This is a genomic window from uncultured Campylobacter sp., from assembly GCF_938045465.1.
GTDB lineage: Bacteria > Campylobacterota > Campylobacteria > Campylobacterales > Campylobacteraceae > Campylobacter_B.
Genome location: NZ_CALIBF010000213.1, coordinates 1 through 1,425, shown reverse-complemented (window position 1 = coordinate 1,425; position 1,425 = coordinate 1). Strand labels below are relative to the sequence as shown.

The 1,425-nt window shown below is 47.5% G+C and carries 1 protein-coding gene and 1 pseudogene; both read right to left on the bottom strand.

Annotation, left to right across the window (positions count from 1 at the left end; genetic code table 11):
* Positions 1–964: 23S rRNA (adenine(2503)-C(2))-methyltransferase RlmN (gene rlmN, locus Q0413_RS11020; protein ID WP_298990486.1), on the bottom strand; the 964-nt coding region annotated here is incomplete at its 3' end.
* Positions 961–1,425 (bottom strand): annotated as a pseudogene (locus Q0413_RS11015) (purine-nucleoside phosphorylase); the annotation flags it as partial. The gene rlmN and the pseudogene Q0413_RS11015, both read right to left, overlap by 4 nt.

The window sequence follows — 1,425 nt, the reverse complement described above, 5'->3', positions numbered from 1 at the left end:
GATAGTCTTGGAATTTCACCATATCGCTAGGCTCCGGGCGCCCGAATTCGCTGCCCTCATGCGGGTTAAAGTAGATCAAATTTACCTTCGCCCTGATGCCATGCAGCAGCCGCACGAGCTTTTTTGCATCGGCGAGACTGTCATTTAGCCCGCGGATCACGAGATACTCGAACATCACGCGCTTTCGCATATCGATCGGGAAGCCTCGCACCGCGTCCATCACCGCCTCGATGTTATAGGCCCTGTTTATCGGCATCAGGCGGCTGCGCAGCTCGTCCGTGACAGCGTGCAGCGAGATAGCGAGCAGCACTCCCAGATCCATTTCGCCGAGCTTTTTTATCTGGCTGCCGAGCCCGCTCGTGCTGACGGTTTGGCGGCGCGGCGAGATAGCCAGCCCGTCGTTTTCGGTCAAAATTTTAACCGCTTTGCTGACATTGGCTAGGTTGTCAAGTGGCTCGCCCATGCCCATATATACGACGTTTATACGCCGCTCGTAGGGGATTTTGTTCTCTCTTTTTATCCATAAAATTTGACCTACGATCTCGCCTGCGGTGAGGTTTCGCACCAGCCCGCCCTTCGCCGTGAGACAAAACGCGCAGCCCATCTTACAGCCCACCTGCGAGCTCACGCACACGGTGTAGCGCGCGTGGCGGCTGATTTTGCCCTGCTCGTTCGTCTGCTCCTCCTTCATCGATAGCAGCACGCTTTCTATCCGCAGTCCATCTTTGAGCTCGAAAAGATATTTGATCGAGCCGTCGGCACTCTGCTCAAATTTGACGCATTTTAGCGGATCAAGGTAAAACTCCTGCGCCAAATTTGCGCGCAGATCCTTCGGCAAATTTAGCATCTCATCAAAACTAGTTGCGTTTTTCTTATATAGCCACTCGAAAATTTGCTTTGCGCGAAACGGCGGCGAGAGCTGCTCTTTTAGCTCGTCTAATGTAAAATCAAGCAAATTTTTCAAATGATTTCCCTTTGTTTTAGGTATTTTTCGAGCTCTTTTTTGGCTTGCTCATGGTTTTTGAGAAAATCGGCGTGAGCGTTTTCATCGCAAAAATTCGTCGCTACAAATATGCCGTAAGCGGGGATTTGAAATTTTTGCGCGACTTTAAGGACTGCGAAAAATTCCATATTTTCTAAAAAATATCCGCGCGCAAAAAGCTTGTGGGCTAAATTTTGATCGGTCGTAATAAAATTTGAGGAATTTACCTTGCATGTTCCACGTGGAACACTCGAAGCAATCTTCCATTCTATCGGTGAATAGCTTCTGTTTTCTAGGCTTGAAATTTCAATATTTACTGCGACAGAACTTTCATAAATTTCAAAAATTTCACCCTCTTTATATAGCCCTGCCGAGCCAACATAAATAATCTCACTCGGCAAATTTCTTCTATTTTCGCATAAAAATTTAGTCAAATTTATACC